The organism is Caproicibacter sp., assembly GCF_046707225.1.
Taxonomy (GTDB): domain Bacteria; phylum Bacillota; class Clostridia; order Oscillospirales; family Acutalibacteraceae; genus Caproicibacter.
In genome coordinates this window covers 1-25333 of sequence record NZ_JBJKOP010000009.1, presented here as the reverse complement: position 1 = coordinate 25333, position 25333 = coordinate 1, and the positions used below count along the sequence as shown (strand labels likewise).

At 53.1% G+C, this 25333-nt stretch carries 27 protein-coding genes and 1 tRNA gene; 18 read left to right on the top strand and 10 right to left on the bottom strand.

Annotation, left to right across the window (positions count from 1 at the left end; genetic code table 11):
* The first annotated feature begins 9 nt into the window (after positions 1-9).
* Both ACLQ3M_RS01780 and ACLQ3M_RS01775 read left to right on the top strand, forming a co-directional pair.
* Positions 10-732 (top strand): glycosyltransferase, encoded by a 723-nt coding sequence (locus tag ACLQ3M_RS01780; protein WP_411675992.1) that lies wholly within the window; start codon positions 10-12, stop codon positions 730-732.
* Positions 733-822: 90 nt separating this feature from the next.
* Positions 823-1197 carry a DUF134 domain-containing protein gene (locus ACLQ3M_RS01775; protein ID WP_411675991.1) on the top strand — a complete coding sequence of 125 codons (375 nt, stop codon included), beginning with the start codon at positions 823-825 and terminating at the stop codon, positions 1195-1197.
* Between the two features lie 49 nt (positions 1198-1246).
* Here ACLQ3M_RS01775 and ACLQ3M_RS01770 read toward each other — a convergent pair whose 3' ends face one another.
* The 5 genes from ACLQ3M_RS01770 to ACLQ3M_RS01750 all read right to left on the bottom strand — a co-directional run bounded on the left by ACLQ3M_RS01770 (position 1247) and on the right by ACLQ3M_RS01750 (position 6323).
* On the bottom strand, positions 1247-1993 hold the full coding sequence (locus tag ACLQ3M_RS01770) for an ABC transporter permease (RefSeq protein WP_411675990.1): 747 nt from the start codon (positions 1991-1993) through the stop codon (positions 1247-1249).
* 5 nt (positions 1994-1998) lie between these two features.
* Positions 1999-2904, bottom strand: coding sequence for an ABC transporter ATP-binding protein (locus tag ACLQ3M_RS01765; RefSeq protein ID WP_411675989.1), 906 nt, complete (start codon positions 2902-2904; stop codon positions 1999-2001).
* A complete protein-coding gene (locus tag ACLQ3M_RS01760; RefSeq protein ID WP_411675988.1) occupies positions 2897-3700 on the bottom strand; it encodes a MerR family transcriptional regulator in 804 nt (267 codons plus the stop codon). The genes ACLQ3M_RS01765 and ACLQ3M_RS01760 overlap by 8 nt, the downstream gene beginning before the upstream one ends.
* A gap of 108 nt (positions 3701-3808) precedes the next feature.
* Positions 3809-4285: a metal-dependent transcriptional regulator gene (locus ACLQ3M_RS01755; RefSeq protein ID WP_411675987.1), complete on the bottom strand. Its 477-nt coding sequence runs from the start codon at positions 4283-4285 to the stop codon at positions 3809-3811.
* Between the two features lie 271 nt (positions 4286-4556).
* A complete protein-coding gene (locus ACLQ3M_RS01750; RefSeq protein WP_411675986.1) occupies positions 4557-6323 on the bottom strand; it encodes a methyl-accepting chemotaxis protein in 1767 nt (588 codons plus the stop codon).
* A gap of 201 nt (positions 6324-6524) precedes the next feature.
* Between ACLQ3M_RS01750 and ACLQ3M_RS01745 the strand changes: the two genes are divergently transcribed.
* The 11 genes from ACLQ3M_RS01745 (at position 6525) to ACLQ3M_RS01695 (ending at position 18070) form a co-directional block, all read left to right on the top strand.
* The gene (locus ACLQ3M_RS01745) at positions 6525-8279 is read left to right on the top strand and encodes a GGDEF domain-containing protein (protein WP_411675985.1); all 1755 of its coding nucleotides are present in this window, start codon (positions 6525-6527) and stop codon (positions 8277-8279) included.
* 88 nt (positions 8280-8367) lie between these two features.
* Positions 8368-9153 carry a zinc dependent phospholipase C family protein gene (locus ACLQ3M_RS01740; protein WP_411675984.1) on the top strand — a complete coding sequence of 262 codons (786 nt, stop codon included), beginning with the start codon at positions 8368-8370 and terminating at the stop codon, positions 9151-9153.
* 145 nt (positions 9154-9298) lie between these two features.
* Positions 9299-10393, top strand: coding sequence for a glycosyltransferase (locus ACLQ3M_RS01735; RefSeq protein ID WP_411675983.1), 1095 nt, complete (start codon positions 9299-9301; stop codon positions 10391-10393).
* Positions 10390-11016: a glycerol-3-phosphate acyltransferase gene (locus ACLQ3M_RS01730; protein WP_411675982.1), complete on the top strand. Its 627-nt coding sequence runs from the start codon at positions 10390-10392 to the stop codon at positions 11014-11016. The genes ACLQ3M_RS01735 and ACLQ3M_RS01730 overlap by 4 nt, the downstream gene beginning before the upstream one ends.
* Positions 11017-11357: 341 nt before the next feature.
* Positions 11358-11723, top strand: a complete 366-nt coding sequence (locus ACLQ3M_RS01725) for a GNAT family N-acetyltransferase (RefSeq protein WP_411675981.1) — start codon at positions 11358-11360, stop codon at positions 11721-11723.
* Positions 11720-12169: a GNAT family N-acetyltransferase gene (locus ACLQ3M_RS01720; protein WP_411675980.1), complete on the top strand. Its 450-nt coding sequence runs from the start codon at positions 11720-11722 to the stop codon at positions 12167-12169. Before ACLQ3M_RS01725 ends, ACLQ3M_RS01720 begins: the two co-directional genes overlap by 4 nt.
* Before the next feature lie 62 nt (positions 12170-12231).
* Positions 12232-13677, top strand: coding sequence for a putative bifunctional diguanylate cyclase/phosphodiesterase (locus tag ACLQ3M_RS01715; protein ID WP_411675979.1), 1446 nt, complete (start codon positions 12232-12234; stop codon positions 13675-13677).
* 45 nt (positions 13678-13722) lie between these two features.
* The gene (locus ACLQ3M_RS01710) at positions 13723-14553 is read left to right on the top strand and encodes an MBL fold metallo-hydrolase (RefSeq protein WP_411675978.1); all 831 of its coding nucleotides are present in this window, start codon (positions 13723-13725) and stop codon (positions 14551-14553) included.
* 204 nt (positions 14554-14757) lie between these two features.
* Positions 14758-15642, top strand: a complete 885-nt coding sequence (gene metF / locus ACLQ3M_RS01705; RefSeq protein ID WP_411675977.1) for a methylenetetrahydrofolate reductase [NAD(P)H] — start codon at positions 14758-14760, stop codon at positions 15640-15642.
* A gap of 305 nt (positions 15643-15947) precedes the next feature.
* Positions 15948-17264: a putative DNA modification/repair radical SAM protein gene (locus ACLQ3M_RS01700; RefSeq protein WP_411675976.1), complete on the top strand. Its 1317-nt coding sequence runs from the start codon at positions 15948-15950 to the stop codon at positions 17262-17264.
* Positions 17249-18070 (top strand): TIGR03915 family putative DNA repair protein, encoded by an 822-nt coding sequence (locus ACLQ3M_RS01695; protein ID WP_411675975.1) that lies wholly within the window; start codon positions 17249-17251, stop codon positions 18068-18070. Before ACLQ3M_RS01700 ends, ACLQ3M_RS01695 begins: the two co-directional genes overlap by 16 nt.
* Here the strand turns inward: ACLQ3M_RS01695 and plsY are convergent.
* Positions 18054-18752, bottom strand: coding sequence for a glycerol-3-phosphate 1-O-acyltransferase PlsY (gene plsY / locus ACLQ3M_RS01690; RefSeq protein ID WP_411675974.1), 699 nt, complete (start codon positions 18750-18752; stop codon positions 18054-18056). The genes ACLQ3M_RS01695 and plsY overlap by 17 nt on opposite strands.
* 299 nt (positions 18753-19051) lie before the next feature.
* Here plsY and ACLQ3M_RS01685 point away from each other — a divergent pair, with 299 nt between their 5' ends.
* Positions 19052-19468: a secondary thiamine-phosphate synthase enzyme YjbQ gene (locus tag ACLQ3M_RS01685; protein ID WP_411675973.1), complete on the top strand. Its 417-nt coding sequence runs from the start codon at positions 19052-19054 to the stop codon at positions 19466-19468.
* On the opposite strand, the gene ACLQ3M_RS01680 is transcribed toward ACLQ3M_RS01685, so the two are convergent.
* Positions 19455-20390: a DUF1848 domain-containing protein gene (locus tag ACLQ3M_RS01680; protein ID WP_411675972.1), complete on the bottom strand. Its 936-nt coding sequence runs from the start codon at positions 20388-20390 to the stop codon at positions 19455-19457. The two genes, ACLQ3M_RS01685 and ACLQ3M_RS01680, sit on opposite strands and share 14 nt — an antisense overlap.
* Before the next feature lie 46 nt (positions 20391-20436).
* Here ACLQ3M_RS01680 and ACLQ3M_RS01675 point away from each other — a divergent pair, with 46 nt between their 5' ends.
* Both ACLQ3M_RS01675 and ACLQ3M_RS01670 read left to right on the top strand, forming a co-directional pair.
* Positions 20437-21342 (top strand): helix-turn-helix transcriptional regulator, encoded by a 906-nt coding sequence (locus ACLQ3M_RS01675; protein WP_411675971.1) that lies wholly within the window; start codon positions 20437-20439, stop codon positions 21340-21342.
* A gap of 63 nt (positions 21343-21405) precedes the next feature.
* Positions 21406-21663: a zinc ribbon domain-containing protein gene (locus ACLQ3M_RS01670; RefSeq protein WP_411675970.1), complete on the top strand. Its 258-nt coding sequence runs from the start codon at positions 21406-21408 to the stop codon at positions 21661-21663.
* 52 nt (positions 21664-21715) lie between these two features.
* On the opposite strand, the gene ACLQ3M_RS01665 is transcribed toward ACLQ3M_RS01670, so the two are convergent.
* The 3 genes from ACLQ3M_RS01665 to ACLQ3M_RS01655 all read right to left on the bottom strand — a co-directional run bounded on the left by ACLQ3M_RS01665 (position 21716) and on the right by ACLQ3M_RS01655 (position 23003).
* Positions 21716-21874, bottom strand: coding sequence for a hypothetical protein (locus ACLQ3M_RS01665; RefSeq protein ID WP_156989758.1), 159 nt, complete (start codon positions 21872-21874; stop codon positions 21716-21718).
* Positions 21875-21898: 24 nt separating this feature from the next.
* Positions 21899-22078, bottom strand: a complete 180-nt coding sequence (locus ACLQ3M_RS01660; protein WP_066649381.1) for a hypothetical protein — start codon at positions 22076-22078, stop codon at positions 21899-21901.
* A gap of 67 nt (positions 22079-22145) precedes the next feature.
* Positions 22146-23003 (bottom strand): patatin family protein, encoded by an 858-nt coding sequence (locus ACLQ3M_RS01655; RefSeq protein ID WP_411675968.1) that lies wholly within the window; start codon positions 23001-23003, stop codon positions 22146-22148.
* Between the two features lie 149 nt (positions 23004-23152).
* Here ACLQ3M_RS01655 and ACLQ3M_RS01650 point away from each other — a divergent pair.
* Together ACLQ3M_RS01650 and dinB are read left to right on the top strand one after the other, a co-directional pair.
* Positions 23153-23229, top strand: a tRNA-Val gene (locus ACLQ3M_RS01650).
* 843 nt (positions 23230-24072) lie between these two features.
* Complete coding sequence (dinB, locus tag ACLQ3M_RS01645) at positions 24073-25311, top strand: DNA polymerase IV (RefSeq protein ID WP_411675967.1); 1239 nt, start codon at positions 24073-24075, stop codon at positions 25309-25311.
* Positions 25312-25333: the final 22 nt, after the last annotated feature.

The window sequence follows — 25333 nt, the reverse complement described above, 5'->3', positions numbered from 1 at the left end:
GGAACTGTAATGAGGACAATCCAGATTCTGTTTCCCGTGCTGAACGAAGAACGGCGGCTGAAAAATGGCATTACGAAGACGGTCGAATACATGGAACGGAATTTTGCGGGAAGGTACCGGCTGATGATCGTCGACAACGGTTCCGAGGACGACACCGCGGAAATCGCCGGGGAGCTGACGCGCATTTACGACCGTGTTTCTTATTTGAGGCTGGAGGAAAGGGGTGTCGGCCTGGCCCTCAGGGCGGGCGTTCGGGAGAATACCTGCGACATTGTGGGGTACATGGATATCGACCTTTCCACAAGCCTTGACCACCTGAAAGAGGTGGACCGCGCGTTTCACGATCCGGCGGTTCAGATAGTCAACGGCTCGCGTCTGAGCCGGGGCTCCGTCGTGACGGGGCGCAAACCGCTGAGAAACCTGACTTCTCATGGATTCCGGCTGATGATGAAGCTGTTTTTCGGCATGAAGATAGACGATACCCTCTGCGGCTTTAAATTCTTTCGAAGAGAAACGATTGAGAGCCTGATGCCGCACTGCAGCGATACCCCGGGGTGGTTCTACTGCGCCGAGCTTTTGCTGCGTGCGGAACGCGAGGGAATCGTCATCCGCGAGATCCCCGTGGCCTGGCAGGATGATTACGATACGACGGTCCATGTGGGCAGGCTCGTTCGCACGTACCTTGCTCAGATGGCCCGCCTGTACGCGGAGTTTCATTTTTACCGCCGATGACCGCGGCGGCTGCCGGATTTTTGACAAACGGTGAATACCTGATATAATGATACATAACATAATTCGGCTGTTTGGTTTGGAGGTGAGACGATGCCGAGACCCAGAAAGTGCAGACGAGTCTGCTGTATGCCGCCGGTCAGCGAGTTTCGTCCGGATGGAGCGAAAACCCAAGCGGGGGAACCGCTTCTGATGACGGTGGAGGAATACGAAATTATCCGCCTGATCGATTGGGAGGGCCTCAGTCAGGAACAGGCTGCCGGCGAAATGGGAGTCGCGCGTTCCACGGTGCAGAGAATTTACGGGGAAGCCCGCAAAAAGCTGGCGGACTGCCTGGTAAACGGAAGGTCGCTGAAAATCGGGGGGGGGAGCTACCGCCTGTGTTCCGGCGGCGAGCTTTGTGCCCGGTGCAGGCATTGCTGCCCGTCTCTTCCGGAGCATTCGCCGGATGCGGAACCAAAAACATAACTTTGAAAGGCCTCCGGTGCCAGCCGGGGGCCTCTTTCTGTACCGTACTTTAAATTTGTTCGGTTTCCCCTATTTGCCGGAACCGCCAGGCCGCGAGCAGGAACGTCAGGATGCCAAATCCCAAAACCGCCGCCAGGGACAGGAGTCCGTCCAAATCGGTTTGCATCCGATAGGCCAGCCCGTAAAACGATTGCAGCGCATAGGTTGCGGGGATGATGCGCCCCAGCCATAAAAACGGTTCGGGAAGCATGGAGGAAGGAAACATGATCCCGCTGAACAGAATGGAGGGCATAAAGACCAGCATGGAAATTACGGTGGCCTGCGACTGTCCGCGTGCACAGGACCCGATCAGCATACCGACCCCGACGCTGGCAAACAGGAAAGCCGCGGCCGCGGCAAAGTACAGCGGCGGAGACTGAGGGACCTGTGAGTGAAACAGGACCGGAGAAAGAACATAAATGACGCATGAAACAAGAAACAGGTGCAAGAATGTGCTGACGGAGTGAACGGACAGCACTGCCGACGTCGGAATTCCATTGACCCGGAAGGCACGCAGTGTCCCGGATTCCCTCAGGTGGACAAGCGGCGTCGGGGAACCCATCACTGCGCCCATTGTCGCGGCAAAGATGGTCATGGTGGCGGCGAGGGTTGTTTTCATCTGCGGATTGATGGAGGAAAACACCGCGCCCATCACGGCAAAAAAGATCAGGGGCATCATGTAAAAACTGAGAAGAAATCCTCTGTCACGCAGATCCATTTTAAACTGGATCGTCAGGTAACGAAAAAAAGCGTTCATATCCGTCAGGCTCCTTTCACAAGCTCCAGAAATCGTTCTTCAAGGCTGGGGCGTTCCACACGAAGGTCATCCACGGAATCCTCCCGATCGGAGATTTGCCGGAACAGCTCAGTGATGCTGAGAACAATGTCGCGGCACTTCCATTCCAGGTAACCGTCTTTTTCGCGGACAAACGCGGCGCCGCTCAGGTCGGCACCGGGCAGCAGGGAGCCCCTTGCCGTTCTCAGCCGGATCCTGGTTTCTTGATTACCGGCTGCCGTCACTTCTTCGGGCGTGCCGCAGACGGCAATTTTCCCGTTTAGTAAAATCGCGATTCTGTCACACAGGTCTTCCGCTTCCGCCATATCGTGCGTGGCCAGCAGGACTGTAACACCCTGTGCCCGAATTTTTCTGATTTTATCATGGAGCAAAGCCCGGCTTTGCACATCCAATCCGGCGGTCGGTTCATCCAGAACCACCACTTCCGGATTCTTTACCAGCGCAAGCGCCAGGTTCAGCCGGCGCTTTTGTCCGGTGGAAAGCTGCCGGTATTGCTTTTTTATCAGGTCCTGCAGGCCGAACTCCTCAATCAGGCCCTCCGGCGCAGAATCGGACGACCAGGCTTCGGTCAGCTCCAGTGCTTCGCCGACCAGAATGGACTCCGGCAGGGAGGAGGACTGAAGCTGCACGCCCAGCTTTTTTCGCAGAACCGAGGCGTCCCGGAACGGGTCGCAGCCGGCAATCCTGATGTGTCCCGCGTCCGCGCGGCGCATTCCCTCCAGACATTCCAGCGTGGTTGTCTTGCCGGCCCCGTTTGGTCCCAGAAGGCCAAATACTTCGCCCCGGCGGATTTCAAGGTTGGCGCCGTTTACCGCGGTGAACGCGCCGTACCTTTTCACAAGGTTCTGAATACTGATTATGGATTCACTCATGATGGTTTTCCTCCTGTTCAGGTAAATGAATATGATTGCTTTGAAAATAAAAAGTGAGCGCGGACGCGAGGAAATGATTGATCGCGTCACGGAAATCTTCCGTATCGGCGGGCCAGTTTTTCGTGTCGCTGCCGGCGGACATCAGCGATTTCAGCATATCCGTGTCTCCCTGTGTAAACTCTGTTACCATTTCCCACCAGCGCGCGGCAAGGGCCTGCCCTTCCCTGCTCCTTGGATCCGCTCCTTTTTGATGCAGCGTTTTCACCTCGTTGAAAAGTTCCTCAGCTTTTTCTACAAATTCCTGATTCTGTTCCGACCGGCCGAACCGGTTCTGAATTTTTTTCACTTCTTCTTCGTTGAAATACCGCAGAACAAAGGCATAGGGATTCCCCTGCTTCATCAGTTCCATTAAAATCATCAGCCGATCGATTCCCACGTCCTGCTGTTCCCCGATTTCACAGATTACGGCGTCAAGCGCGGCGATCATTTTCCGAAGGTTCTCCACCTGCCGGGTGAGAATCTCGCGCTGTTCGGTAAACATGGCCTTCAAATTTTCGGCGTCCTTGTTCCGCAGGAGCTTCCTTTCGATCTCTTCCAGAGAAAAACCGAACGATTTTAAAAACAGAATCTGTTGGAGTTTGATGACGTCGTCGCGGGTATACATTCTGCGCCCGCCCTCGCTGAGCACCGCTTTCAGCAGCCCCGTTCTGTCGTAGTACTGGAGCGTTCTCACGGTTACTCCCACGAATTCGGAAAGCTCCCCGATGGTAAAATACGTCTTTTTTGATTCGTTCATTTTGCATCCCTCCCGACAAATTCAAGTTTACTACATTACGTAACGTCATATGCAAGAGTTTTTATAAAAAAAAGACGCCCTTTTTCGGGCGCCGTTTCAATAGGTCGTTTAAAGGCGGCTTTTAAATTCAGCGAATCTTTTCCGCGACTCCGGGTCGGATTGAAAGAACTCCAGCATGGTTTTCAGGCAAGCGACTGTCTTTTCGCTGAGCGAGTGCTCGATCAACTCGGTCTCTTCCAGCGAATCGCTGCTCCCCGCCAAAAGAAGAAACTGCTCGACGGTATTATGGCGTTCCAGCAGATATTCACCGGCCTTGAGTCCCGTTTCCGTCAGAAGGATGATTTCATACCGGTCGTATTTTAAATAACCCATTTCCGCGAGCTTCATCATCATTTTTGAGGCGGAAGACGGCTTCACATGCAGCAGGTCCGACAGTCTGCCAACCCGCGTATAGCCGTCTTTGCTGCACAGGCGGAAAATCATTTCCAGATAATCCTCCATTGCGGGCGTCAGCTGCCCCTCCTTCTGGCTGATCAGCTGGTATCCCCGGAAGGTGCGGAATTCGGCTTTCTGTTCATGATTCATCAAATCAGATCCTTCCGTGTAGTTAATACAATATATTCAAAACACGTTTGGATTCAGAACACATGATTTAGCCGAATGAAAACATTTTGCCCTTTTTCATCTTACAGCAATTCCAGCTGAATTGCAGAATTTACTTATGGGAGTATTGCAAAACGAATTTGCAATACCGAATTGTATAAATGAACCGCCCAGAATGCAAGAAAATGCGCCTTGAAATAGACTTTTGAGCCCGTTCAAAGCGCATTTTTTTGTGCAGTATTTTTTGAAGAAGCTATTTTGCAACAATCCCATGTCCATATTTGCAATCTAAATTGGAAATGCTGTAGGCTTCGTCCGCTTTCAGCCGAACCTGATTCAGCAGCTGCCGGAGCAGTTCCGACTGTCCGGAAAGCTCTTCTCCGGCCGCGGCGCTTTGAGACGATAAATCCGCGTTCTTTCTGACTACCTCACCGACCTGTCTCGCCGCCAGCGCCGCCTGATCGGCTTCTTCCACCTGATTTCTGGATGCGGCGGTGATTTTTCCGATGTTTCCGTTGATTTTCCCGAAGCGGTCGGCGGCTTTTGACAGCTCGAAAGCCGTTGCCTCCGCTTTTTCACAGCCTTCTTCGATTCTCTGTGCGGCATCTCCGATCAGACGGTTTGTTTGTTTTGCGGCGGCTGCCGTTCGTTCCGCGAGCGAACGCACCTCCTGGGCGACAACCGCGAAACCGCGGCCCGCGCTGCCGACCCTTGCCGCTTCTACGGATGCGTTCAGCGCGAGAAGATTGGTTTGGAACGCAATGGAATCGATCTGGGACAGCACCTGCCGCATCTGTTCAGCTGAGCCTCGGATTTCCTCCATGATTGCAAGAAGCTGTTTCATCCGACGGTCGCTCTCCGCAACGCTCCGCAGGGCCGCGCCCGTATCTTTCGAAATTCCGGCGATATCATCCGCGTTTTCTCTTGCCTCTTGATGGATTGCGCTGACGGCGTCCGTCAGGCGCGCCGCGCTGTGGCTTTGCTCGTCGGCGCCCCGGGCAACCGCCTGCGCGCTTTCCGAAACCTGCGCCGCGCCGATTTCAATTTGGGCTGCCGAGGCACGGATCTGTGAAAAGGAGCCGCCGATCGTATTTCGCAGAAGGTTGACGGAACGGGTCAGCGGGGCGAAATCACCCGGAAAATCCGGCAGGGCCTCTGCGGTAAAATCCCCCTCCGAAAGGCTTTTGAGGGCGGCGGCAATCTGTGAAACGGAAAGCTGAAGCTGGCGGAAGGATTCGTTCAGGGAATCGGCAAGATCGCCGATCTCGTCGCGTCCCGTGTAGGATATCACCTGGCCCAGGTCGCCGTTCGAAAACTGCCGGGCGGTTTTTGAAATAGCGGCGAGAGGACGGCCGATGGAACGGGAAAACCGAATGCCGAAGCACAGGGAGGCGGCCACCACGCACAGGGAGAAGACCCCCTGAATCAGAAACAAAGCCCGCGTTTTTCGCCGGGCGCCGTCCTCCGCACTGGCGGCGGCACGGTTTTGAATCTCCATGAAGTTCCGGTAATGCTGCAAAATGGTATCTTCCGGAGCGAGGGAGTTCTGCAAAAGGCTGTCCGCCTGGGCCAGCTGGTTGCTGTCTGCCGCTTTGAGGGAGCCGGTGATGTCCGGCTCGAATTCCTGTTGAAACAGCTTTGAAGCCTCCGTCAGTTCCGCTAAGGCGCTTTTCTCCTGCTCCGCTTGCAGCAGCTTCGCTTCGTAAGACCGGTACGCGGCCAGATTCTTTTGGATGGATTTTTGATCCGCGTCGAACAGCTCGGAATTGTGAAAATTGATTACGGCGTCCCGCGCCGCAGATTCGATCCTCGAAAGGCTTGTCATTGCGCGGGCGGCGGCCGGCAGGCGCTGCGCGATCCGGTTGGCGTCCGAGACCGCCGAATTTGCCGCGCTCGTCCCGTAAACACCCATGGCGGCCACAACCGCGGAGGCGGCCGAGACCGCGCAGAACGCGAGCACCAGCTTTAAGGCGATTCCGCGGCGCTTTTCTTGCCTTTTCCGCAATGCTTTTTCCATCATATATACAAATTCTCCTTATCGCTTTTCTGCAATCAGTATACCTTGATAAAGGGAAGAGCCGGTTAAGATTGCGTTCAGGGACTGTTAGAAAATGAGAAAAGTTTTAACCTGCTTTTTACGTGCTGTTAACAGGAAAAATATCCCGATGAATTATAATAGGCACGAATCGGACCGAAAAGAAGCGGAAAGAAAGGGATCGAAGTGGACGAAAAGCTCGCCGAAGACCTTAACCGGATTATTAACGGGGAATGCATCAAAACCGTTTTTCAGCCGATCGTTTCGCTGCGGGACGGTTCCTCTCTGGGGCACGAGGCCCTCAGCCGAATGACCTGTGATACGAGCATTCGCAATCCCGAGCAGTTGTTTCAGGTGGCGGGCGAAAGCGATCGGCTGTGGGACCTGGAGCTGCTTTGCCGCACGACCGCTCTGAAAACCGCTTTTCTGAACTCAGAACACGCGGCTTATGAAAAAAAGCTTTTTCTGAACGTGAACCCGAACATTATGCACGACGATAAGTTCCGCCAGGGCTTTACGCGCCAGTATCTGAAGCAATACGGCATTCGTCCGGAAAACATTATTTTTGAGATTACGGAACGCAACGCAGTAGCCGACATGCAGGGATTCGTCGGTACGGTAGAACATTACAAGGGGCAGAATTACCATATCGCGGTGGACGATGCCGGCGCGGGTTATTCCGGGCTGAATCTGATCGGCGACATCCATCCGCATTATATTAAGCTCGATATGAACCTGATTCGCGGAATCGACCGCGACAATGTACGCTACGCGCTGGTGAAAAGCATGGTGGAGCTTTCCCAGACGGTCGGCATCTGTTTGATTGCGGAGGGGGTCGAGACCCGGCGGGAGCTGGTTACGCTGGTGGACCTTGGCGTTCAGTACGCGCAGGGATATTTTCTTTGCAGGCCGGATGAGGAGATACGGGACGCGGACCCGGCCGTGAAAGACCTGATTCTTGAGTTGAACCGCAGAAAAAAGCATGTGCTTGGGACCCAGGCCAGCAATATTTACATTTCGAATATTTGCACGCCCACCCAAACGATCCCTCCGGAAATGAAAGTGGAGACGGTATTTGACAAGCTGAAAAACGACCCGGATGCCTTCGGATGCTGTGTGGTGAAGGACGGGGCGGTTCTGGGAGTCGTGACAAAATCCCATTTTGTCCTGCAGCTCAGCGGGCGGTACGGCTTCAGCCTTCACCAGAAGAAACCGGTTTCCTTTTTAATGGATACCGACTTTTTATCCGTGGAATCCACCACGCCGATTAACGCGGTTTCCAACGCGGCCATGTCGCGCCCGCCGGAAAAGCTTTACGACTTTATCGTGGTCACGCGCGACGGAAGATATCTGGGGACCGTTACCATCAAAGACCTTTTGCAGAAAACCACGGAAATCGAAGTGGTCAATGCAAAATACCAGAATCCTTTGACCGGGCTGCCCGGAAATGTGCTGATCGAGCATAAGATCAGTCAGTGCCTGGCGTGTGAAAAGCCTTACTGCGTGGTTTATTTTGACATTGACAATTTCAAGGCATACAATGATGTGTATGGATTTGAAAACGGCGACTCCGTGATCAAACTGCTTGCGGACATTCTCCAGGCGCACCTCCCGAACGGCCAGTTTGTCGGCCATGTGGGCGGCGATGACTTTGTCGCCGTAATGCAGTTCGAAGCGGGCCGGGAATACTGTGAGCGGGTCATCGGAGATTTTAGGCAAAGAATCCTGAAATTTTATAATCCGCAGGATGTTCGGAACGGGTATATTATAGCGGAGAACAGAAAGGGCAGAAGGGAAAAATTCCCTCTGATTTCCATTTCCGCCGCGGGAATTCAGGACCGGAACGCCCGGTTTCACACCCGGCTTGAGCTGACGGAAGAGCTGGCACGACTGAAAAAGAAAAGTAAACAGCAAAAAGGAGACAGTATTTGCTGGCTGTAAATCCATTCCTTTTCAAAAAATTAATGAGTTGTTAATAAATTTCGTGTATAATTTTCATATTAACCGCTTGGAAAAGGAGGGGGATTGTTTGCCGGGACTTTACGCGCACTTTTTATTCGGACTGAAAGTAAAGGACTTGCTGCCGGAAGATTTACTGCGTGTGGTCGAGGAACATCGGGAAGAATATCTTTTGGGACTTCAGGGCCCTGACCTTTTGTTCTATTATCATCCGCTGCGCAGAAAGCCGGTCACGGGTGTAAAAATTCATTGGGAACCAGCCTCCGGTTTCATGGAAAATGCGGCCAGTGTGCTGCGGGAAAGCAGCAAGGATGCCGGCCGGCTGGCATATATCATCGGTTTTATCTGCCATTTTACACTGGACAGCGGCTGTCATCCGGTGATCCGGGAATTTATGGAGCAGGACGGACTTTCGCACGCGGCGATCGAGACGGAATTCGACCGGCTGCTGATGCGCCGGCACCGCGTGGATCCCAACCTGTTTTCCCCAAAACCGCTGATTCCGAAGGGCAGCGGCGCGACGGCCTGCGCCGTACCGTTTTATCCGGACGCGGTACATAAACAGCTCGACCGCAGCCTGTTTTTCATGCGGTGCTGCCTTTCCGTTCTGTATTCGCCCAGAAAAACGCTGAAGAAGGCACTGAAAATTCTGATTTTTGTAACGGGCTTTTCCAAAAAGGGAAAAGGGCTGGTCGCGGGGAATGCTCCGGACCCGGAATGTTCGCAGGCGGCGGACCATCTGCTTTTTGTTTTCTCCGACACTCTGGCGACGGCATTGGAGCAGATTGAAAATTTTCTCAGCGCTGTTGAAGGAGACGTGCCGCTGAACGAGCGGTTTGCCAGGAATTTTGAATAAGAATTTGCTTGAATCCCCGGCGGGAGATGCCGGGGATTTACTTTTTTTAGGGACAATTCTGTGATTTTGTCTGTTGTAATATTTTTGAAAGAATCATATAATGGAAATAAAATTATACATACTTGGTTTGGAAAGGAAGAGGTACATGCCGGTTTTTTTGCTTCTTTTCCTGGAGTGCCTTACGGGATTTGTTTTATACGCGCGAATGCGGCTGCCGGTCAGCAGCGGTCCCTTTGACCGTACGGTTTCGGTGATCATTCCGGCACGGAATGAAGAACGGAATCTTCCGCTGTTGCTGGAATCTCTCCGGCGGCAGACCCGGCGGCCGGACGAAGTCCTTGTCATTGACGACTTTTCCGACGACCGAACCGCTGAAGTCGCCGAGCGGTTCGGCGCTACCGTGATCCACAGCGCGCCGCTGCCCGAGCATTGGACGGGAAAAAACTGGGCGGTTTGGAACGGGTACCTGAAATCCACCGGCAAAATCCTCGTTTTTCTGGATGCCGACGTTCGCCTTGCGCCGGACGCACTGCGGTCTCTCCTGGCACAGCGGGAGAGGTCGGGCGGCGTGATTTCCGTCGTTCCTTATCATAATGCGGAAAAATTCTATGAAAAATTATCGCTTGTTCTGTGTCTGCTTGGAATCTTTGCGTTTACCTCCCCGTTTGAACGAAAAAATCGGACAAAAGGGCTGTACGGCTCCTGCATCGTGGCGGCACGGGAGGATTACCAAAAAATCCATGGTCACAGCGGCGTAAAGACCGAGCTGCTGGAGGATATCAATCTTGGAAAGCGGTTCTGCGAGGCCGGGGTTCCAGTGTGCACCTATCTTTCCAACCGCCTGATTTCGTTTCGCATGTATCCGAACGGAATTTTCAGCGAGCTGCAGGGCTTTGCGAAGGGCGCGATGCCGGGGGCCGCGACGCTGAAACCGGAGACGATTGCGCTGATTGTGTGCTGGCTGGTCGGATTGATCTGCTCCGGAGCGGCGCCCGTTCTGATTATTCTGAAAAATCCGCTGGCGGTTCCGTTCGCCGCGGGTTACCTGCTCTACGCGGTTCAGTTTCTATACTTTCGAAAAGATACGGGACGATATGGCTTGCTGATGCCGCTGCTGCATTTTGCTTCCACTCTTTTCTTCCTTGTCTCGGTTTTGTATTCCCTATACAGGCTGAAAGCAAAGGGCAGCTTTACCTGGAAGGGACGGGAAATCCCGGTCGGGAGGGGGAGGGACGGATGACGTTTTTCTGTTTCGCGGCCGCTTTCGGCTGCGGTTCCCTGATGTTTTCCTACTGGCTGGGGCTTCTGGCGGGGAAAAATATTCAGAAAACCGGAGATGGAAACCCGGGCGCGTTTAATCTGTGGAGCGCCGCCGGGTACCGGCTTGGGTTGCTGGGGATTTTGCTGGATTTTATGAAGGGATATTTGCCTGTCCTTTTTCTGATTCACTCGACTGTCCGGGAAAACCCGTATTTTGTGCTGCTTTTGTTTGCTCCGATACTGGGTCACGCGTTTTCCCCGTTTTTAAAATTCAGGGGCGGAAAGTCCATCGCGGTGACGTTCGGTGTCTGGAGCGCGGCGACGGGGTTTGAAGTCTCTTTTGTCTACGCGGTCGTTCTGGCCATTTTGGCGATTCTCGCGAGGATGATTGCCCATGGCCGTTCACCGTCTTCGGAAGCGGACGGCTTTATGGTGGTGTTTGGGTTTTTATTGACAGGGGGTTACCTGTACCTGAAAGAATTCCCGCTTTTATACTTTCAGCTTTGGGGGTTGAATCTGGCGCTCTTCCTCTTTTTGAACCGCGTGAAGCTGTTTCGCCTTTATAAGACTTTTTCGGACGAATGGCGGGAAAAACAAATCTAATTTACCACAAAAGAGGCTCCCGCGACTTTTGCCGCGGGAGCCTCTTTCTTTAACCGCCAAGTTTTTTAAAGCCTGGAAAGCGTGCATTCGACCGGGAGAACGGGGGTACCGCCAGACTTTTGTCAATCTTTTTTCTTTGGGCGTTCTGCCGATTGCGCGTGCAGCTCAGATATGCTAGGATAGTTGAAAATACAACGCGGTTTTTTCGGCAGCCGTCCATGCGTGAAAATCTCGGGCCTGCGGCTGCGCACAACTGACTTTCCGGGAAAATTCCCGCCGACCGTCGGGCATGGTTCCCGTAAGACTTTAACATGGTCCGGCATACAGAAAGGGAAATCAAAATGAGGGAATATTTTATAGAAAGCGAACGGCTGCGCTTTTCCGTCTGGGGGCCGGAGGATCTGCCTTTGGCGCAGGAACTTTGGGGCAACCCGGAGGTTGCCCGGTACATCACCGCGTCGGGCCGGATGACACAGGAAGAGATTCTGAACAGACTGAACCGGGAAATGGAAACCTACCGCTCAAACGGAATTCAGTATTTTCCGCTGTTTCTCAAGGAAAGCGGCAGGTTTGCAGGCTGCTGCGGCCTGAGACCTTATGACGAGCCGACGGGGCTGATGCATCCGTCTTATTTACTTCGCCCGGGGCAGGAGGGAACCTTGTCTGCGAACGAAAAGACACAACTTCTGACGACCCTGATTTTTTGAAGCTGGTTGCTTCGCTGGACGTCGATCTGCCGGAACGGTATTCGGAGGAGATTCGGAGCAAAAGGCCCCCGTTTCATCGGTCGAACGGTCTGGAGGAGGTGGTGCCTTATGAGAACAACGCGCCCGCCGCGTGCGGAGCAATCCGTATCCTTGATGGCGAGACCGTGGAAATCAAACGAATCTTAGTTCGAGCGGACTGCCGGAGGAACGGCCATGCGCGCAGAGTGATTACCGAACTGGAAGACCTGGCGAGGGCCCGTGGGGAAGATCGTTTGGCTTGGAAAACCGGAATCAGCCAGCCGAAGGCCGTGAGCCTTTGTCAGCCTTGGGTATCGGGATTTTCCGGTGTCTGGCCCTTATATCGGCAGGCCCGACAGTATTTGCATGGAAAAAGATTTGTGCTGAATCGATGGCGGAGGAACCCCGTGGGGCGGGCTTTTCCATGAATTCAAAGTGAATAAAATCCTTTCTCCGGTAAAAATTAACAGGGAAAGGATGGTGCAGGGTGGTGAAATTCAATCGAAGCCTGAACGTTTTGAGCCCGGTGCTTACGGCGGCGGGGCTTTTTGCTTTGTTTACGGCGCAAAAGAGCAGAAAAGGCCTGAACCGCAAGCTGAAAGCAGCGTCAAATGAAGACCCCGTCACAGGCGGTGCGAACGAACGGAAATTTCTGGCGGAGGCGGGCAGTCTGCTCAGGTCCGCCGGAAATAAAAATTACGCGGTAATCGCTTTTCATGTGCGGGGATTCCGGGGAATCAACGAAGTGTTCGGCTATCGCAACGGCACGAGAGTGCTCCACGGAATTCATTGGGTTTTTATGAGACATACGAAAGAAGGCGAGCTGAGCGCTCACGTTTACGCCGACCGTTTCCTGCTTCTGTTGTCTTTTCAAGACAGAGAAGAACTGTGCTTGCGAATGAAAAATATTTGCGCCGACCTCAAAAATACCATTGAGTTTTATGGAATTCATTACGAGCTTTCTCCGGCTTTCGGAGTCTGCGAGTGCGCCGAGGCAGGCGCGGCGGATGTCAGGGAGCTTGTCAACCGCGCCGTAATTGCATTGAAAACCGGTCGGACTTACGAGAAACTTCCCTGCGCCTTTTATGACGAACAGATACGAACAAGGCAGCTCACGCTGAAAAACATGGCGGACCGTCTGTCGCCCGCGATGCAGAACCGGGAATTTGTTGTTTATTATCAGCCGAAGTACTCCGTTGCGGAGGAGACGCTCTTCGGCGCAGAGGCCTTGGTGCGGTGGCGGACGAACCCGCAGACCCTTGTTCCGCCGGGTGAGTTCATCCCTGAATTTGAACGAACCGGGAAAATCGCGGAGCTGGACCGCTATGTATTCCGGCAGGTTTGCAGTGACATCCGGAAGTGGATGGATGAGGGGAGGGAGCCTGTTCCCGTTTCCGTCAACTTGTCACGCGTGAATCTGCTTGATTTCTCTATTGCGGAGGAATACCGTGCTCAGGCGGCAAAGCTCGGCGTGCCGGTCGGTCTGCTGGAACTCGAGGTGACGGAAAGCGCGTTTGCGCAGGACGGCCCGGCTTTGGAAGCGGCAATGAAAAAGCTGACTGAATCGGGCTTTTCCCTGTCGATCGACGACTTCGGCTCGGACTATTCTTCGTTGAAAATGCTTTATGACGTTCCGGCACAGACTTTGAAACTGGATCGGGAATTTTTAAACGGACTGAATTCCGGCGAGCGCGGCAGAGCGGTTGTTTCCGCGGTGACCGGGCTTGCGAAAAAGCTGCATATGACGGTGGTCGCCGAAGGCGTGGAGACGGAGGAGCAGCTTGAATTTTTGAAAAAAATTCGGTGTGCGGTGGCGCAGGGCTATTATTTTTCTCCCCCTGTGCCGGAGGAGCAGTACGCGGCTTTGCTGTCGGTTGCGGAAAAGCGGGCGGCCCAGGCCGATTTCTATGGAAACCGTGAAAATTCCGCGGTATAATAGAAACGTAAGAAATTTATCGAAACAAGGGAAAGGAGATACGGCATGCTGCAATTCCGAATCCTCTGCAACAATTATGTCGCCCGCGGCCGTCTGCTTGCGGAACACGGGCTTTCTCTCTGGATTGAGCGAAACGGTACGAGCATCTTATTTGACGCCGGGCAGACGGACGTATGGCTGCGAAACGCCCATACGCTCGGACTGAAACCGGAATCCGCCAACGCGGTCGTTTTAAGTCACGGGCACTACGACCACTGCGGGGGGCTTGAGCATTTCCCGTTTCAGGAGAGCAGCGCGATGGTCTATGTTACCCCCCAGGCTTTTCAGAAAAAACTGACCCTGGACGCGAACGGCGCGTATCGGGATATCGGAATGCCGTGGAGGCTGGGCGACTCGCCGGAGTCCGAAGGCCGGGTCGCAAGCACGGAGGGCAAGACGGAAATTCTGCCGGGAGTCTGGACGCTTGGGAATATCGGAAGCTATAACTCTTTTGAATCCGTACAGGACTGCTTTTTCACGGAAGAAGGCGCGGAAAGGGTCCCGGACCACATGGAAGACGAGCAGATTCTCGTGGTGAAAGACGGGGACGGCCTTGCCATCTTTTCCGGGTGCAGCCACCGGGGCGTCGTCAACTGCGTGGAACATGTGCGGGCATGTTTTCCGGGCAAGAAAATTCTCTCGCTGGTCGCCGGAATGCATCTGAACGGCGAGGGGCCGGAACGGATTCAAAAAACTCTGGAGTATTTTTCGCAGTCCGACCTTCAAAAGGTGATTCCGCTGCACTGTACCGGAATCACCGCAGCCGCACAGTTGAAACAGGCTTTGGGAAGCCGGTGCGCTCTGGGCGCGGTTGGGGACAAAATTGATCTGTCCTGAATCGATACCTGCGTTTCACCCTTGACGGGGGAACGGCGGCATTGTATAATAAACTTCAGAAATACAAAAATATCCGTTTCCCGTTTCCTGTAAGGGCCGGTGCCGCGAAGCGCCGGGCCGTGGAAGAGGCGTCGTGAATTCCATCCGTCCTCCCGGTGGGGAAGACGGTTTTTCTTTTTCAGGGTCAGAGCAGGGAGGAACTATATGAAAATTATCGATATTCTCAATCGTCAGGGAGTTTCCGTTTCCTTTGAGGTTTTTCCGCCAAAAAAAGATTCGGATTTTTCGCAGGCGCGGCAGGTCGTGACGGAAATCGCATCGCTGTCACCCTCGTTCTTGAGCGTGACGTTCGGCGCAGGAGGGGGAACCTCCAAATCCACCGCGCAGATTGCCGAATTGATTCAGCAGTGCGGCGTACCGGCCCTTGCGCACCTGACCTGCGTTTCTTCCACCGGGGAAGAGGTTTCCGGCGTTTTGGAGGATCTGAAATCGCGCGGCATACAAAACGTCCTCGCGCTGCGCGGAGATATTCCGCCCGGAATGGAATTTCCCTCCCCGCGTCAGTACCGGTACGCAAAGGAGCTGGTTCGCCAGATTAAGTCGTCGGGAAATTTCTGCATCGGCGCCGCCTGCTATCCGGAAGGCCACGTGGAATGCGAGCATAAGGAAGACGACATCGATCACCTGAAGGAAAAGGTCGACTGCGGTTGCGATTTTTTGACGACGCAGATGTTTTTTGACAACAACATTTTTTATAATTTTCTTTACCGCATTCTTGCAAAGGGGATTCAGGTTCCGGTTGCGGCGGGTATCATGCCTGTGACCAGCAGCAAACAGATCCGCAGAATCTGCGCATTGTCGGGGACGGCGCTTCCGCCGCGTTTTCTTGCTATTGTGGATAAATTTTCCGACAATCCCAAAGCGATGAAGCAGGCCGGCATTGCCTATGCCACGGAACAGATCATTGATCTGGTGGCGAACGGCGTAAAGGCGATTCACGTTTACACCATGAACAAACCGGATGTGGCGCGGAAGATTATGGAGAATATCTCCGATATTTTATCCGTCGGTCAAAAAGGTCTTGACTGATTTGGAAGATTATGTTATAATTCCTACTATAGTTTGGTTGTGATGCATAGCGCTATGGAAGTAGAATTTACCTACATAAAACAAAGGCGTTTCAGAAACTTATTCTGAAGTCGCCTTTATTTTTGTTTGCATCCCAAAAGGATTGGATTGCTCTCGATTTTTGTTCTTTGCGCGTGGGTGGGGCAAGGCTATGAAGACTTATCTCTTCTGAACCGGTTTTTTGCCGGTTCTTTTATTTTTACCCTTTACAGGAACGTATGTTCTGTGCTATGATTAGAAAAGATAACAGCGGGGGGAAGAATGAAATGGATTTGTTTGACAAACTGAAAATCCTGACCGACGCGGCAAAATACGATGTCGCCTGCACGTCCAGCGGAGTTGATCGAAGTGCCGCCCGCGGCGGGATCGGCAGTGCGGAGGCATGCGGAATCTGCCATACCTTTGCGGCCGACGGGCGCTGCGTGTCACTTTTAAAGGTTCTGATGACCAATCGATGCGCCTACGACTGCCGGTATTGTGTCAACCGGCGTTCCCACCAGACGCCGCGCGCCGAATTCACCCCCCGGGAGCTGGCGGACCTTACCATCAGCTTCTATCGGCGTAATTATATCGAAGGGCTGTTTTTAAGCTCCGGCGTTCTGAAAAGTCCGGATTATACCTGTGAGCGCATGATTGAAACGCTGAGAATTTTACGGGAGGAGTACCGTTTCGGCGGATATATCCATGCGAAGGCGATACCGGGGGCGGACCGCTCGCTGATTGAGCGGCTCGGCCTGCTGGCCGACCGGATGAGCGTCAACATTGAGCTTCCCTCCCGCCAAAGTCTTTCTCTGCTCGCGCCGGATAAAAGCAAGGCTTCCATTTTGAAGCCGATGGGTGAGATTCGGGACGGGATCCGGCAGAATAAAACGGATCTGGTGCGGTACCGGCATACGCCGAGATTTGTTCCGGCGGGGCAGAGCACGCAGATGATGATCGGAGCGACGCCCGACACCGATTACCGCATTCTGAATCTGGCGCAGGGGCTTTACCGGAATTACGGCCTGAAGCGCGTCTTTTACTCCGCGTACCTCCCGGTTGTGGAAAACAGTCTGCTGCCGGCCTTGGGTTCCCGCCCGCCGCTTCTGCGGGAGCACCGGCTGTATCAAGCGGACTGGCTCCTTCGCTTTTACGGCTTTTCCGCGGAGGAACTGCTCGACCCCGAGCATCAGACCTTTAATCCGTATGTGGACCCGAAATGCAACTGGGCGCTGAACCGTATGGAAGTTTTTCCGATGGAAGTCAACCGCGCGCCGAAAGAATTGCTGCTGCGCGTTCCGGGAATCGGCGTGACCGGGGTAAAGCGGATTCTGACGGCTCGCCGGACCGCTTCTCTTGATTTCGCAGATTTGAAAAAGCTGGGCGTCGTGCTCAAACGGGCGCAGTATTTTATTACCTGCCGGGGAAAAACCGTTCCCGGGCTGAAATTGACGCGGGATTCGATTCTCAGGGCTCTTTTGTCTTCAAAAGAGCTGAATTTGTACAGCCGCGACCTTGACTGGGAAGAGGCTCCGCAGCAGCTTTCGTTTTTCGGGGGCGCAGGGCCGGAACGGGAGGAGGTGCAAAGATGGCTGACAACATAATTTACCGGTATGACGGCAGCTTTGAAGGGCTTTTGTGCTGCGTGTTCGAAAGTTACGAGCGAAAGGAAATTCCCTTTGCCGTGCTCCCGCCGGACGACGGCCAGATCATGCTGGCGCCGGAACGGGAAATCACCGCCGACTCGGAAAAAGCGGCGCGGGTCGCCGCGTCTATTCCGAAGAAAATCGGGCCGGAGGCAGTCGGTTTTGTCAAGCGTGCGTTTCTGACCTGCCTGCCGGGAAAAGAACGTCATATTCTCCTGTTTTTGCGCCTTGGGTACCGGCACGGCCCGCAGGTCATGGAGATGCTTGCGAATGACACGGTTCACGTGCTGTTTCAGGCGGTCAATTTTCTGGATCGTGAAACGCATCTTTTGAAGGGATTCCTCAGATTTTCAGAATTTGACGGGGCCCTCGCGGCGGAAATCGAGCCAAAAAATTTTGTGCTTCCGCTGTTGGCGCCGCACTTTTGCGCGCGCTACCCGGAGGAACGATTCCTGATCTATGACAAAAATCATGGCGCCGCGCTGGTTTACCGCCCCCATCAAACGGCGATTATCCCGGCGGACGGCGTAGAGCTGCCGGAACCGGACGAACGGGAACGGGAGGCGCGGGCCTTGTGGCGGCTTTATTATAAGACCGTAGAAGTGGAGGGAAGGCATAACCCGGTCTGCCGCAGAAGCCACATGCCGATGCGGTACTGGAGCTGTATGACGGAATTCTGCGAACGAAAAGAAAGCCCAAAAAAATCCGCCCCGAATCAACCGGAGCGGGATAAAAATCAGCTGCCTTTTATTTGTGGATCGTGAGCTTTTTTTCCGTGCCGTTTTTCAGCCTTCGGATATTTTCACGGTGCTTCCAAATCAGCAGGGAAGAGATCACGAGCGCGAACAGCGTGGTAATCCAGACGAAGGAAAGCGGAACGGCGCCGTTTGCGCCTGCGCGGTAGTCTTGAAAATATAAAAACAGGAAATTCGCGATGGGAAAGGAAATGGCCGCCAGAACCGACCCGAGGGATACGATTCTGGAAAAAGCAAAAACAAAAGCGAAGATGACAATGGCAACGCTGAAAAGGCGCCAGTCCAGCAGTAAGAGCATTGCCGCGGAAGAAAGGACGCCCTTGCCGCCGCGGAAACCGAAATAGACCGGGTAAATATGGCCGATCATGCAGAAAAGCCCGGCTAAATAAGCCCCATACTGGGCAAAGTAGGGCGGGATTCCGGAAAGCGCGCTGAAGTATTGAAAAATGGCCCTCCCGGCGTAGACGGAAACGGCGCCCTTTGAAAAGTCGAAAATCAACGTCAGAATTCCGGCCTTTACCCCGACGGAACGAAGCACATTGGTTAATCCCGCGTTTCCGCTGCCGAGCGTGCGGATATCCGTGTTGTGACAAAGCCTTTTCGTAAAAATAATGGAAAAGCTGATGCTTCCCAGAAGATAGGACAGGACCGCGACAATCAGCGCGGGCGCGGCAATCGAAAAGTCCGGCATAATCGTTTCTCCCCCCGTTTAAAAAGCCTTCCCCACAGGCGGATCCATCATCCGCTTCGCCGCCGATCAAAAGAATCGAGCGGCCGGGGCGCCATGCCAATATCATAACACCGGCATCCCGTTTTTTCAAGGAGATACTTTGCGATGGCTCAATTACATCGCCCGGAGGCCGTTAGGCCTGCGGCCGGCGCTCATTGAAAACGATTGCAGCCCGGTCGTAAGGCCGCTAAAATAGAATCAGGATAAAATTAGCTGAGAAATAAAATCCATGGGAAACGGTCTGAAAGGAGTAAAGTCAAATGAAATCGTACCGAAAGGAACTCTTCTTCCATCTGCCGACCCGGCGTGGAATTGTCAACATCACTCGGCAGGTGGAGGCCGCCCTGAAGGAAAGCGGCGTAAAAGAAGGGCTTGTATTGGTTAACGCCATGAATATCACGGCGAGTGTGTTTATCAACGACGATGAAAGCGGGCTCCATCAGGATTTTGAGGACTGGCTGGAAAAGCTCGCGCCGGAAAAGCCGTACAGCCGCTACCGGCACAACGGCTACGAGGACAATGCCGACGCGCATTTGAAGCGCACGGTTATGGGGCGGGAGGTCGTTGTGGCGGTCACGGAGGGAAAACTGGATTTCGGCACCTGGGAGCAGATTTTTTATTTCGAATTCGACGGAAAACGGGACAAGCATGCGCTTGTGAAAATCATAGGAGAGTGAGCTGAGACTTTTTCAGGGAAGCCGCTTTTCGTTCGGTCACCCGATCGGATTCCGATAAATGCCCCGCGAGCAGCGGAGAATGCGGGTCGTGGCTCCGGGCTTTTCTGCGGAGGGTTTCCTCGCCGCCGCAGGCGTAGCAGTAGACGCAGCCGTGCCGGCAGGTGTCGTAAGCGCCGATGTCGACGCTCTGCAAACAGCCGCACCCGGGCCGTTGGTTCGGGTCTTTTGCACCGTCGATCGGGCAGCCGACCAGCCGCTCGATTCTGCCGCGGTCGATGCAGCTCGCGTGTTTTATTCCGCAGCCGGAAAGATCGATCGCTTCTGAACAGGTTTTCAGCGCAATCCCGTTCTTTTGCGCGGCTTCGGCGAAACCCGCCGCTACCTGCCGCATTTCCTCCGGCCGGATTTCACGGACGAGGCCTGCGGTTCGGCGGGACATTTTACTGTAATGGTCCACAAAACTGAAAATACACTCCTCCGTCAAGCCGCCGATCCGTTCGCAAAGCTCGCGAAAGGACCGCATGTGCCAGTCGGGAGTCAGTTCGTCGTTCAAAATCACGGGGTCGTAGCGCCAGACGACGCGGCTGCGCCCGACTGCCCGGCTGAGGCGGCAAAACGCTTCGATACGGGCATCTCTGCCGGGCAGATACCGTTCGATCGCGCTACCGTAGGGATTCAGCGTGAACTGAAAGTAAAATTCATACCCCATTTGCCGGATTTCTTCCAGCATGTCCAGCATGGGGGCCGGGTTTTTGGTCCAAAATACGATGCAGTCGATTGTTTCCGGGGAAAGGACGACACGGGAGACCTGAGAAGGGCTCATCGGGTTGCGAACCAGAACATAACCCTGTTTCAGGCGGTGAAGGAACCATTCGGAATAGAACGCGGGAAGGTCCGTTCTTCTGCTTGCGGAAAGAATCATTATACTTCTCCTGAAGATTAATTTGTTTTGAAAGAGGGTAAAACCCATGCAGGTCAGCCGTCTGTTTGAAATTGTCTATCAGCTGCTTCTGCACGGCAGCGTGACCGCCGCCGACCTTGCGGAGCGGTTTGAGGTTTCAACGCGAACCGTCTATCGCGATATTGAGGCCCTCAGCGAGGCCGGCATACCGGTTTATGCCAGCAGGGGCAGAAACGGCGGAATTTCTTTAATCGACCGCTTCGTTCTGGACCGGTCGCTTCTTTCCGAGCAGGAGCAGGACGAGATTCTTTTCGCCCTGCAGAGTGTTCGGGCCGCGAGAACCGGCCGCGACGGGGAGCTTCTTTCACGGCTCAGCAGCGTTTTTAAGAGGGAAAGCCCGGACTGGATTGAAGCGGATTTTACAGACTGGGGAAGCGGGAAAGAGGAGAAAGACAGGTTCGCCCTGCTGAAAAGCGCTGTTTTGCAGCGCCGGGTAATCGGCTTTACTTATTATAACGCAAAAGGCGAAAGCAGGGAACGTCTGGCCGAACCCGTCAAGCTCATTTTTAAAAACAGCTGGTATCTTCAGGCGTTCTGCCTGAACCGGCAGGATTACCGTACGTTTAAAATCAGCAGAATGGAACAGGTCCGGCTTACGGAGCAAAGTTTCGAAAAACGCGAGGCGCCGCTTCCTGACCTCGACGAGAAAGGCATTGCGATGGTGGAGCTCAGCCTGCTGTTTTCTCCTCGGCTTGCTTACCGCGTCCGTGATGAATTTCATCCATCCTGCATCAGCGCCCGGCCTGACGGCTCCTTTGCGGTGACGACGAGTTATCCCGCCGGCGACTGGATCATCGGATATCTGCTGTCCTTCGGGAGCGGCGTCAAGGTGCTTGCGCCGGACGCAATCCGTGAGCAGGTACAAAAAGAAGCTGAGGGGATCCAAAGAAATTATTTCAAGGAAAAAACATGACATACTGCTGTCAGATTATATCTGGTATCCTTGAGACATCAAAGAAGAAGGGATGTTTTTACAATGGAAAATCAAAAAATCTGCCAAAGCTGCGGGATGCCGATGACGAAGGACGAGGAGTTTGGCACGAATGCGGACGGCGGTAAAAATGAAGAGTTCTGCTGCTACTGTTTTAAAAACGGAGCGTTTACCGCGGACTGCACGATGGAGGAAATGATCGATTTCTGCGCGTCTGTTCCGGGATTGTTTCAGGATAAGGAACAGGCGAAGAAAGAAATGCGGCAGTCGTTTCCAAAGCTGAAACGCTGGGCGGCAGAATAACCAATACCGATAAAAGACGACTGCCCCGGACAAAGCCCGGGGCAGTCGTCTTTTATATTTTATTCATTAATTCAAAATGCTCGGCAGCTTTTTCCAGTTCTCCGAGCGTCGAAATCTCGACGCCGGATTCAATGATTCTGTCCTTAATTTCAATCGGCAGGGACTCGAAATATTCCCTGAGGTCCGGATTGTTTTCATAATAAGTTCCCATTTGCGCCTCCGTATTGATGCGGATTCAGGCGCCTCGATAGGAATCGTCCTTCATATAGCTTTCAGCGAGCAGCCTCATAGACTTCACTCCGTCAATCTGTTCGGCGTGCTTTCTGACCGCTTCCCTTGCGTATTGAGGAAGCGTTTCAAAGTATTCTTTTGCTTTCGGGTCCGAATCCAGCAAGCGCCCGAGTTGATCCGCCATATATTTTCACCCCGAACTTATTATTTGCTGCTTAACCGAATTCTTTCAAGTTAATTTTTTACAGGTTTTAATCTTTCTTCATAAACTCACGAAGGCCGTTCAAAGAGCTTTCACAGTCGTGAATTCCCATTTCATAAATTTTAATTAATTTTTCTGGGTCCTTTTCGTACCTGCTTGTAATAATCGGGACGCTTGGGCGAATAACAAACGCCTTTTCGGCTTTTTCCTGTCTGCGGCAAACGTCGAGTTCGTTATTATAGGTTTCAGGCCGCTTCATCATCGCTTCGACAAAAAGGGGATAGTCACCGTATTTAACCCGGAGCACCGAACGCGGAAATTCGGGGTGGGGGCCTTTTCGATAGGTCCTGTCGCGAGTCAGTACGATAACGTTGCGATCGTTTCCGTCAAAAATGGAGCGTTCAATTGGGATCGGCATACTGCAGCCGCCATCCAAAAGCTCATGACCGAGATAAGACACAATGTTGGAGATAAAAGGCAGCGAGCAGGACGCCCGGACCGCCGTCATAGTTTCGTCCAGCTGAGATTTGTCAAAAAAGACAGCTTGACCCGTTTTCAGGTCTGTTGCGCCGACTTTCAGGTCGGTCGGAGAATTAAAAAACGTTTCATAGTCAAAAGGCAGAAGAGAATGGAACAGTTCTCCGAACATAAAATCAAAGCCGAACAGGGAACCGGTTCTCTGCAGATTGCTGACGCTGATATAGCGTTCATCTGTGGAGTACCGGATCATCTCGCGCGCGAAATCCCTGGTGTTTTGCTTGCTGATATAATTGAGAGCATTGGAAGCCCCGGCGGAAATTCCGTAAACGCTTGGGAATTCAATACCGGTTTCCGTCAGAACAGTTAAAACGCCGGCGGTGTACCAGCCCCGCATGCCGCCGCCTTCCAGCACAAGACCAATCGACATGATGGATCATCCTCCTGTTTTTATCATTATAGGATAAATGGGTGTCGAAAACAAGAGTTTCAAATAATTTAGAAATTTTTGATTTTGTACTTGATTTTCGACAGCATATACGTTATAATAATCAAGCACTTTAAAGACCGATTCAATTTGGATGTTTAGCTCAGCTGGCTAGAGCGTTCGCTTGACGTGCGAAAGGTCATAGGTTCGAGTCCTATAACGTCCACCAAAATAATGGTAATTAAGGGCAAAGCGGAATGTTTTGTCCTTGTTATCATAAAATCAAGTGTTTAAGTTTTAAGCATTTGATTTTATGATAACCTCCCACCCGAAGATCAGCAGGAGATTACCACAAAGCGTATATTACAAACTTGCATTGGTGTTAGTATATCTCCAGCCTTTCATTCGTCGAGGCCTGCCCAATGCGGTGAAGCGTTCAAGGCAGAAGTATCATTATCACTTACCGGGATCATCGCACGACATGCAGTGAATCGCAACAGCGCCTGTGTCTGCTTCGCGTTTTCTGGTGTTTCCGCCCCCCAGCAAGAAACGTTTTTGTAATTTCCCCAATCGTTCTGACCGATTGGTAGAAATATTTTCAATGTGCGCCAACCTCGCGCAGTCGGTTTTTTAAGGCCGAGAACGGAGGTACACAGGATAACCCCTGTGGAATTGGTAGTGAAAAAAGAAAGCCTGCACCCTCACCGACCAAATAAGGGTACAGACTTGACATCTATCCGAAATACGCAGTAAAATAAACCACGCATAATTGGCATTCACAAGTCATATGGGTTCTAGTTACCCTTATGGCGCATGGGGACTAATCATTTGGACGATGGTTAATCTTCTGTGGATGCTGCTTTTTTGTCCACATACAGGAATTATATACCAGCTTTCAAAAAAAGCAATCTAAATTTCAGAGCAAAAAGAGGAATTAAATCTAAAGTGGAACCGGTTCCGCTTTTGACCATGCAGATCATTTGCATGGCCTTTTTATTTCATCAAATTCCCATTGATATTTCAGAACGCTTGTTCTATACTAATACAAGAACATGCGTTTGGAAGTGAGAATTTGGAACGGGTCATTCTTCACAGCGATTGCAACAGCTTTTATGCTTCCGTGGAATGCCTGCACCGCCCGGAAATCCGCGACAAGCCGGTCGCGGTCGGCGGCGACGTCGAGCAGCGGCACGGCATTATCCTGACGAAAAACCAGATCGCGAAACGGTATCATGTCAAGACCGGAGAAGCTCTCTGGCAGGCGAAACAGAAATGCCCGGATCTTGTCATTGTGCCGCCGAACTACGAACTGTATATGCGCTTTTCACAAATGGCCCGCCGGATTTATCAGGATTACACTGATCTCGTGGAACCGTTCGGGCTTGATGAATGCTGGCTGGATGTGACCGCTGATTCCCGGGGCCGCGACGGGATGACGATTGCGGAAGAGATCCGCGGTCGGATCAAAAATGAGCTTGGGATTACCGTGAGCATCGGGGTATCGTATAACAAAATCTTTGCGAAGCTCGGCAGCGACTACAAAAAGCCCGATGCGATTACCCGGGTAGGAAAGGATAATTACCGTGAGATCGCGTGGCCCCTCTCTTGCTCCGACCTTTTGTACGTCGGCAGCGCGACGAAACGAAAGCTGGAGCGTTACGGAATCCACACGATCGGAGACTTGGCCAACACACCGGAGCGAACGCTGCGCGGCTGGTTCGGCAAATGGGGCGAGGTCCTTTCTTGCTTTGCAAACGGCTTGGACTGCTCTCCTGTGGCGCGGTACGACAATCAGCCGACGGTCAAATCCGTCGGCAACAGCACGACTACGCCCCGTGATCTCAAAAATGACGAGGACGTCAAGATCATCCTCACTGTGCTGGCCGACAGCGTCGCGCGCCGCCTGCGGGAACAGGGCTTCCAGGGGAGGACGGTCTGTATCAGTGTCCGGGACAATCAGCTGTTCAGCTTCACCCGTCAGCATACGATGGGCTCCTACACCAATATCACCTCCGAGATTTCGGACGCGGGCCTTGAATTGTTCCGAAAGCATTACCGATGGGAACGGCCGATCCGGAGCATCGGAATCAGCATGACGGATTTAGTACCGGATACGGTTCCCTCCCAGGCAAACCTGTACCGGGATGAGGCGGGCCGGGAACGGCTGGAGCATCTGGATCGCGCGGTGGACTGGCTGAAGAACAGATTCGGGAGTTTTGCGGTGCAGCCCGCGGTTCTGCTGACGGACCGGCAGCTCTCCGGCTTTGATCCGAAGAAGGACCACACGATTCATCCGGTCGGATACTTTTAAGGGGGAAATCTGAATGTCCTGT

What these genes read in the sequence shown, in the direction of transcription:
- ACLQ3M_RS01780 (WP_411675992.1), top strand. Translation starts at nt 10, where the DNA reads ATGAGGACAATCCAGATTCTGTTTCCCGTGCTGAACGAAGAACGGCGG.
- ACLQ3M_RS01775 (WP_411675991.1), top strand. Translation starts at nt 823, where the DNA reads ATGCCGAGACCCAGAAAGTGCAGACGAGTCTGCTGTATGCCGCCGGTC.
- ACLQ3M_RS01770 (WP_411675990.1), bottom strand. Translation starts at nt 1,993, where the DNA reads ATGAACGCTTTTTTTCGTTACCTGACGATCCAGTTTAAAATGGATCTG.
- ACLQ3M_RS01765 (WP_411675989.1), bottom strand. Translation starts at nt 2,904, where the DNA reads ATGAGTGAATCCATAATCAGTATTCAGAACCTTGTGAAAAGGTACGGC.
- ACLQ3M_RS01760 (WP_411675988.1), bottom strand. Translation starts at nt 3,700, where the DNA reads ATGAACGAATCAAAAAAGACGTATTTTACCATCGGGGAGCTTTCCGAA.
- ACLQ3M_RS01755 (WP_411675987.1), bottom strand. Translation starts at nt 4,285, where the DNA reads ATGAATCATGAACAGAAAGCCGAATTCCGCACCTTCCGGGGATACCAG.
- ACLQ3M_RS01750 (WP_411675986.1), bottom strand. Translation starts at nt 6,323, where the DNA reads ATGATGGAAAAAGCATTGCGGAAAAGGCAAGAAAAGCGCCGCGGAATC.
- ACLQ3M_RS01735 (WP_411675983.1), top strand. Translation starts at nt 9,299, where the DNA reads ATGCCGGTTTTTTTGCTTCTTTTCCTGGAGTGCCTTACGGGATTTGTT.
- ACLQ3M_RS01730 (WP_411675982.1), top strand. Translation starts at nt 10,390, where the DNA reads ATGACGTTTTTCTGTTTCGCGGCCGCTTTCGGCTGCGGTTCCCTGATG.
- ACLQ3M_RS01725 (WP_411675981.1), top strand. Translation starts at nt 11,358, where the DNA reads ATGAGGGAATATTTTATAGAAAGCGAACGGCTGCGCTTTTCCGTCTGG.
- ACLQ3M_RS01710 (WP_411675978.1), top strand. Translation starts at nt 13,723, where the DNA reads ATGCTGCAATTCCGAATCCTCTGCAACAATTATGTCGCCCGCGGCCGT.
- metF (WP_411675977.1), top strand. Translation starts at nt 14,758, where the DNA reads ATGAAAATTATCGATATTCTCAATCGTCAGGGAGTTTCCGTTTCCTTT.
- ACLQ3M_RS01700 (WP_411675976.1), top strand. Translation starts at nt 15,948, where the DNA reads ATGGATTTGTTTGACAAACTGAAAATCCTGACCGACGCGGCAAAATAC.
- ACLQ3M_RS01695 (WP_411675975.1), top strand. Translation starts at nt 17,249, where the DNA reads ATGGCTGACAACATAATTTACCGGTATGACGGCAGCTTTGAAGGGCTT.
- plsY (WP_411675974.1), bottom strand. Translation starts at nt 18,752, where the DNA reads ATGCCGGACTTTTCGATTGCCGCGCCCGCGCTGATTGTCGCGGTCCTG.
- ACLQ3M_RS01685 (WP_411675973.1), top strand. Translation starts at nt 19,052, where the DNA reads ATGAAATCGTACCGAAAGGAACTCTTCTTCCATCTGCCGACCCGGCGT.
- ACLQ3M_RS01680 (WP_411675972.1), bottom strand. Translation starts at nt 20,390, where the DNA reads ATGATTCTTTCCGCAAGCAGAAGAACGGACCTTCCCGCGTTCTATTCC.
- ACLQ3M_RS01675 (WP_411675971.1), top strand. Translation starts at nt 20,437, where the DNA reads ATGCAGGTCAGCCGTCTGTTTGAAATTGTCTATCAGCTGCTTCTGCAC.
- ACLQ3M_RS01670 (WP_411675970.1), top strand. Translation starts at nt 21,406, where the DNA reads ATGGAAAATCAAAAAATCTGCCAAAGCTGCGGGATGCCGATGACGAAG.
- ACLQ3M_RS01665 (WP_156989758.1), bottom strand. Translation starts at nt 21,874, where the DNA reads ATGGGAACTTATTATGAAAACAATCCGGACCTCAGGGAATATTTCGAG.
- ACLQ3M_RS01660 (WP_066649381.1), bottom strand. Translation starts at nt 22,078, where the DNA reads ATGGCGGATCAACTCGGGCGCTTGCTGGATTCGGACCCGAAAGCAAAA.
- ACLQ3M_RS01655 (WP_411675968.1), bottom strand. Translation starts at nt 23,003, where the DNA reads ATGTCGATTGGTCTTGTGCTGGAAGGCGGCGGCATGCGGGGCTGGTAC.